The sequence below is a fragment of the Streptomyces sp. NPDC059166 genome (genome assembly GCF_042755185.1).
Taxonomy (GTDB): Bacteria; Actinomycetota; Actinomycetes; order Streptomycetales; family Streptomycetaceae; genus Streptomyces.
This window is the reverse complement of the sequence record NZ_JBHZCI010000042.1, coordinates 59,240-65,558: the sequence shown is the minus strand read 5'-3', so window position 1 is coordinate 65,558 and position 6,319 is coordinate 59,240. Positions and strand designations below refer to the sequence as shown.

The following is a 6,319-nucleotide window of genomic DNA, read 5'->3' as shown; positions in this document are numbered from 1 at the left end:
AGTCGAGTGCCTACACACCAAACCAGAAAAAACCCTTAGCCCCCAAGTCGCAGTAAACCACACCAAAAAGGCCGTGGAAAAAACCCCGCCCCCCCAGCCTGAACCCCCCGCGCGACCCGCCCCCCCCCACCCCCCCCCCACCGTCGCTTCCCGCGAGCATGCCCGGCCGGCCCGGCCACCGGTCGCGTCGCCCGGAGTTCCCGGACCCTTCCCTCACGGACCCGCCCATCGACGGGAGTTCACGATGACCAAGCCGCTGCGCGACAACAGGGACTTCCGGCTGCTCTGGCTGAGCGGCCTCTTCGCGGTCCTGGGCGGGCAGATGAGCGCCCTCGCGCTCCCGCTGCTGGTGCTCAAGGAGACCGGCTCCCCGGTGCGGGCGGGAGCCGTCGGGACCGTGTGCGTGGGGGCCGTACTGATCACGATGCTGCCGGGCGGGGTCATGGCGGACCGGGTGGAGCGCCGCCGGCTGATGCGCATCTGCGACGTCTGCAGCCTGGCCGTCGTCACCGCACTCGCCGCCGCCGTCTGGTACGGGCACGCCCCCATGGCGCTCGTCCTGCTCGTCGCCGCGGCGGCCGCCGTGATCGGCACCGTCTACGGGCCGGCCGTCTTCGGCCTCATGCGCGCGGTCGTCCCCGCCGACCAGATGGGCGCCGCCACCGCACGGCTCCAGGCGCGCACCCAGACGGTCCGGCTCGTGGGGCCCCTCGTGGGCGGTGCGCTGTTCGGCGTCCACCCCGCCCTGCCCTTCGCCGTCGAGGCGGTCGGCCTGCTCCTGTCGACCCTGTGCGTCGCCCTCGTACGCACCCGCTCCCGGGCCGTGACGAAGGCGCAGGGAGTGTTCAGCAGGCGCGAGCTGACGGCGGGGCTCACCTTTCTGTGGAAGATCCCCTACCTGCGGACGGTCCTGCTGGTCTTCGGCCTCGGAATGAACTTCGGCTTCGGGGCCCTCACCTTCACCGCCCTGACCGCCTTCTCCGACGGCGGCCGTTCGGGCGTCGGCGGCGGCTTCGTCCTCACGTCCGTCTCGGCCGGGGCACTGGCCGGCGCGCTGATCGCGCCGAAGCTGAACCCCGACCGGCACACCCGGGCCCTGATCATCGCCACCTGCTGGGTCTGCGTCGCGGCCGCCGGGGTGATGGCCTGGTCGGGACAGCCGCTGGTGGCGGGGGTCGTCTGCGCCCTTTCCATGTGCCTCTCGACGGTCGCCAGCATCGGATTCCTGTCCAAACTGCTCATCGTGACCCCGGAGGACCGGGTCGGCCGGGTGCAGAGCGCCGCGGGTTTCCTGTCCTCCGTCGTCCAGCCGCTGGGACCGCTGGCGGGCGGAGCGCTCCTGACGGCCGCGGGCGCGCGCTGGGCGTTCGCCCTGACCGGCTGCGTACTCGCACTGTCCGCCCTCGTGGTCACCTTCGCCCCCTCGGCGCGGACCGAACCCGCCCCGGACCGGGAGGCGGGGCACCAGGGCCCGGCCGACCCCGTCCCCGAGCACCCGCCCGTGCCCGGACAGCCGGACCAGACCCCCGCCGGCACCAACCGGGCCACCTGACAGCCCTTCCGTACCCCAGCCGCCACCGCCGCCCTCCGCGGCGGGCCCGGAGAAGAGAGGCCGAGCGTGCAAGGCACCCAGGAACCCCGGCTCTACTGCCTGGCCGACCGCACCTACTACGACACCCCGGCGCGTCTGGCCGACGAGGGGTCCAGGTACCCGCTGGACACCGACCCGCCACCGGCCGGATGGCGCCGTGAGGCCGTGGGCCTGTGGACCTCGCTGGTGCCCGAGGACGGCCGGCCGGCCGAGCAGGGCTGGAAGATCCATGTGTCGACCGTCCCGGACGAAGCCGCGGCCACGCTCCGGGACACCGCCCGGATCTGCTTCACCCACGGAGTCCCGTTCAAGTTCCTGCGCAGCGAGAAGGCGCTGCTGCTGATGGCGGACAAGCACATGAACCGCAGCGGCGCGGGCAAGTTCATCGCCGTCTACCCGCCCGACGACGCCGTGTTCGCGACGCTGGCCGGGGAACTCTCGCGGACGCTGTCCGGCCGCCGCGGGCCCTACGTCCTCAGCGACCTGCGGATCGCCGACGCACCCGTGTACACGCGCTACGGCGCCTACGTCCCCCGGTGGTGTACCGACGGGGAGGGCCGCCGGGTCCTCGCCCTGCGCGACCCCTCCGGACGACTGGTGCCGGACGAGCGCGGAGTGGTCTTCCGCACCCCTGCCTGGGTCGAGGTGCCCGAGTTCCTGCGCCCGCACCTCGCCGCGCGTGCGGCCGCCCGCGACGACGGCTTTCCCTACACCGTCACCGAGGCCCTCCAGTTCTCCAACGCCGGCGGGATCTACCTGGCCGAGCACCGGGAGACCGGCCGGCGGGTGGTGCTGCGGGAGGCACGCCCCCACTGCGGACTCGACGCGGCAGGGGACGACGCCGTGACCCGGCTGCACCGTGAGCACCGGGCGCTGACCGCGCTGGCCGGACTGGACTGCGTACCCGCCGTGTACGGGCTGCGCACCGTCTGGGAGCACGAGTTCCTGATCGAGGAGCACATCGAGGGGAACACCCTGCTGGAGGAGATCGTCGACCGGTTCTCCCTGGTGCGCGGGGCCGGATCACCGGACGAACTCGCCCCGTACGTCGCATGGGCGGACACGGTGGTCCGCGCGCTCGCGGCCGCACTGGAGCAGATCCACACACGCGGACTGCGCTTCGGCGACCTGCACCCCTCCAACATCATCGTCCGGCCCGACGGGGGAGTCACCCTCGTCGACTTCGAGTACGCCACGGCGCTCGACGACGAGGACACCCCGCTCGCCGGCGCCCAGGGGCTCCAGGCGCCCCCCGGCACCCCGGGGGCGCAGGCCGACGCCTACGCCCTGTGGGCCACCTGGCTGACCATGCTGATGCCCGTCACGGAGATGGCGGGGCTCGAACGGGCGAAGGCCCTCACCCTGGAACGGTGGGCCAGGCGGCGCTACGGCCTGCCGGCCGACGCCGGGCCGCCCCGGCCCGCTCTGCTCGACGCGGACGGGGGGTCCCTGCGGCGCGAGGCGGGGGTGGCCGCGCTCTTCGAGGCGCCCGGGGTCGACTGGACGGGCATACGCGCCGGTCTGCTCGCCGGAATCCACGCAGGAGCAAGCCCCGGACGGGCGGACCGCCTCTTCCCCGGCGGCCCCGATCTCTTCACCAACGGCGGCACGGACCTCCGCAACGGTGCCGCCGGTGTGCTCTACGCCCTGCACCGGGTGGGCGCGCCCGCCCCGGAGGAGTGGACCGACTGGCTCGCGGACACGGCGCTGCGCGGAGACCCCGCGCCCCCGGGCGGCCTCTTCGACGGACCGGCAGGCACGGCCCTCGTCCTCGCGCTGCTGGGCCGCCCCGCCGAGGGCCGGGAGCTGTGGGACCGCGCCGTGTCCCGCGCCGCGCCCGCGGTGTCGGCCGACCTGCTCACCGGGCGCGCGGGCGTCGCGCTCGCCGCGCTCCGCCTGGCGCGCCTCGGACACACCGGCCCGGACGGCCCGCTGCTCGACACCGCCCTGCGCACGGCCCGGGACCTCGACCGCCTGGTGCGGGGCGAGACGGTGGAAGGGCTGCGCCTCCCGGAATCGGCGGGGCTGCTGAGCGGACTGAGCGGCGTCGCCCTGCTCCACCTCGAACTGCACGGGCTGACGGGTGAGGCATGGCTGCGGGACGCCGCGCGCACCGCGCTCCTGCGGGACGCCTCCCATCTCGTCACCATGCCAGACGGCACCGTCCAGGTGAAGGACGGCCGGCGCCACCTGCTCTACCTCGGCCAGGGGAGCTCAGGTGTCGCCCTGGTCGCCCAGGCCTGGACGGCCCACCACGAGGACCCCGTGCTGTCCGCCCTGATCCCCGGAGTGGCCAAGGGCTGCGCCATGGAATTCGTACGCGAACCAGGGCTGTTCACCGGCCGGGCGGGTCTCGCCGCGGCGGCCGCCCAGCTCGGCCCCTCCCCGCGCGCCACGGCTCCCGTACTGGCCTCCGTACGCAACCTGGCCTGGCACCTCGTCGCCGACGAGGACCGGCTGTTCGTGCCCGGCTCGGGGCTGCGGCGCTTCTCGGCCGACCTCGCCACGGGGAGCGCCGGGCTCCTGCTCGCCCTCCACCACCTGTCCGCGGAGGAGGACGCGCCCGGCTTGCTGGACCTGCTCACCCTCGGCTGAGCGGAACGGCCGCGTCCAGCAAGGCCCCCCGGATCATCCGCGGCGCCCCGGCCCCGCCCCCGTGGCCCGCCCCGGACCGCTCGACGGCGTAGAGACCGAGCAGGCGGGGCACCTCGTACCGCACCGCGTGCGCCGTGACCTCACCCGCCGGGGAGGTCACGGCGCCCGTACCGATCAGCGACTCGACGCTGCGCAGTGCCGCCCGCTGCGGGCAGCCCAGGGCGTCCATGGCCGTCTCCAGGGTGAAGCCCCCGTCACCGGCGAGCAGCGACAGCCGTGTCAGGGCACGGCGGTCGTCCGCCGTCAGGTCCTGCCACCCCGCCGCCATCCTGGCGCGTACGGACACGTCGCCCGCCACCAGCTCGTCCAGTGCGGCCGGGCTGTCCTCGAGCCGTTCCGCGTACTCCGACAGGGGGAGGTGGCGCAGCACCGTCAGCCGCATGCCGCTCACCGTCACCGCCAGGGGCAGCGCCCCGCAGGCCCGGACGATCCTGAGCGCCGCGGCGGGGGCGGAGCGCAGCCGGCCGGTCCCGATCAGCTTCTCCAGCAGCTCCAGCGCCTCGTGCTCCTCGGGTGCGCCGAGCGCGATCCGGTGCGCGTCGGCGAGGCCCGCCAGCTGACCCCGCGCGGTGAGCAGCACCGAGGACCGCCCCGACCGGGGCAGCAGCCCGCGCACCGCGGCCTCGTCCGCCACGTCGTCCAGGACGATCAGGGCACGTTGCCCCGACAGCCAGTCCTGCCAGCCGTGTTCGGCCTCCGCCGCGTCCGGACGCCCTCGGGTCGCGACGCCGCACACCCGCGCCAGCTCCTCCAGCATGTCGGCCCCGGTGCGCGCGGTGCCGTCGTCCCGGCGTGCCCGTACGTGCACCCGCCCGCCGGGGAAGCGGTCCGCCAGCAGATGCGCCGCCCGCACGGCCAGCGCCGACTTCCCGGCCCCGGCGGGGCCGGACACGACCAGCGTGGAGCCCTCCGGGGCGCCCGACACCTCCAGGACACGGGCCAGTTCGGTGTCCCGTCCGGTGAAGTACCGGCTGTCCGCGGGCAGCGAGGAACCGGAGGCGGCGCCCCTGGGGGCGGCGGGACCCGACGCGGGGCGACGTCCCAGCACCTCCTTGTACAGCGCCGCCATCGCGGGGCTCGGCTCCAGCCCCAGCTCCCGTGCCAGCAGCTGCCGGTAGTCGTCGTACACCGCGAGCGCCTCCGCCTGGCGGCCCGAATGGTGCAGCGAGTTCATCCAGGCCGCGCGCAGCCGCTCACGGAAGGGATGACGCTCCACCAGATCGCGCAGACCGTCGACCGCGACCGCCGGTCTGCCCGTCTCGATCTCCGCCTCCGCCCAGTCCTCGTAGACCGTCAGGCAACGGGACTCGAGGCGTTCGGCCTCCTCGGCCACTCCGGCCGAATCCCGCAGATCGTGCAGGGGAGGGCGCTCCCCCCACAGGTCCAGGGCCTCCCGCAGCAGACGCGCGGCCGTGCGCAGGTCCCCGCGCTCCCCGGCGGCGCGGCCCGCCCGGGCCAGGGCCCGGAAGCGCAGGGTGTCCAGCTCGCCCTCCTCCACCCGCAGCCGGTAACCACCGCAGCCGTGCACCACCCGGTCGCCCCCGTCGCCCGGGGCGAACAGCGAGCGGGCCGCGCTGACGTAGACCTGGAGGTTCTTGCGCGCGGTGCGGGGCGGCCCCTCCGGCCACACCACGTCGGTCAGCACCTCGACGGGTACGGGGGCGTTGGGGCGGGTCAGCAGGGTGGCCAGGACCAGCCGCTGCTTACGCGGGCCGAGCGGCAGCGGCACGCCACCCGATTCGGCCGAGAGCGGGCCGAGCAGGGAGAAGTACACCGCGCCGGAGGAACCGGAGCGGGCGGCGGTGGTCGGGGTTCGGGACATCGGCGGGCCTCCTGGTCGGGGGAGGGGCGACAAGCTGTGCCGTACACCAACCGATCCTGACGTGAAGCGGAGGGCAGGACATCGGTACCGGGCCCGCATCTTCCGGACCGCGCACCCGTACTCCGCGGCCTCCGGCCCCCATACCGGGCGCTGTTCCCCCCACCTTCACCGGGGAACGGCGCCCCCACCCCGCCGGTGCGGTGTCCCACCCCGCCGGTGCGGTGCACCATCCCGCCGGTGCGCTGCCTCAC

3 protein-coding genes are annotated in these 6,319 nt (G+C 74.9%); 2 read left to right on the top strand and 1 reads right to left on the bottom strand.

The window, feature by feature from the left end:
- The first annotated feature begins 244 nt into the window (after positions 1–244).
- Positions 245–1,552: an MFS transporter gene (locus ACFXOA_RS26790; protein ID WP_385033606.1), complete on the top strand. Its 1,308-nt coding sequence runs from the start codon at positions 245–247 to the stop codon at positions 1,550–1,552.
- A gap of 66 nt (positions 1,553–1,618) precedes the next feature.
- Positions 1,619–4,186, top strand: a complete 2,568-nt coding sequence (lanKC, locus tag ACFXOA_RS26785) for a class III lanthionine synthetase LanKC (RefSeq protein ID WP_385033603.1) — start codon at positions 1,619–1,621, stop codon at positions 4,184–4,186.
- Here lanKC and ACFXOA_RS26780 read toward each other — a convergent pair.
- Positions 4,173–6,068, bottom strand: a complete 1,896-nt coding sequence (locus tag ACFXOA_RS26780) for a BTAD domain-containing putative transcriptional regulator (RefSeq protein ID WP_385033600.1) — start codon at positions 6,066–6,068, stop codon at positions 4,173–4,175. The two genes, lanKC and ACFXOA_RS26780, sit on opposite strands and share 14 nt — an antisense overlap.
- Between the last annotated feature and the right edge of the window lie 251 nt (positions 6,069–6,319).

Coding starts and splice junctions, on each gene's coding strand:
- ACFXOA_RS26780 (WP_385033600.1), bottom strand. CDS start 6,068: ATGTCCCGAACCCCGACCACCGCCGCCCGCTCCGGTTCCTCCGGCGCG.
- ACFXOA_RS26790 (WP_385033606.1), top strand. CDS start 245: ATGACCAAGCCGCTGCGCGACAACAGGGACTTCCGGCTGCTCTGGCTG.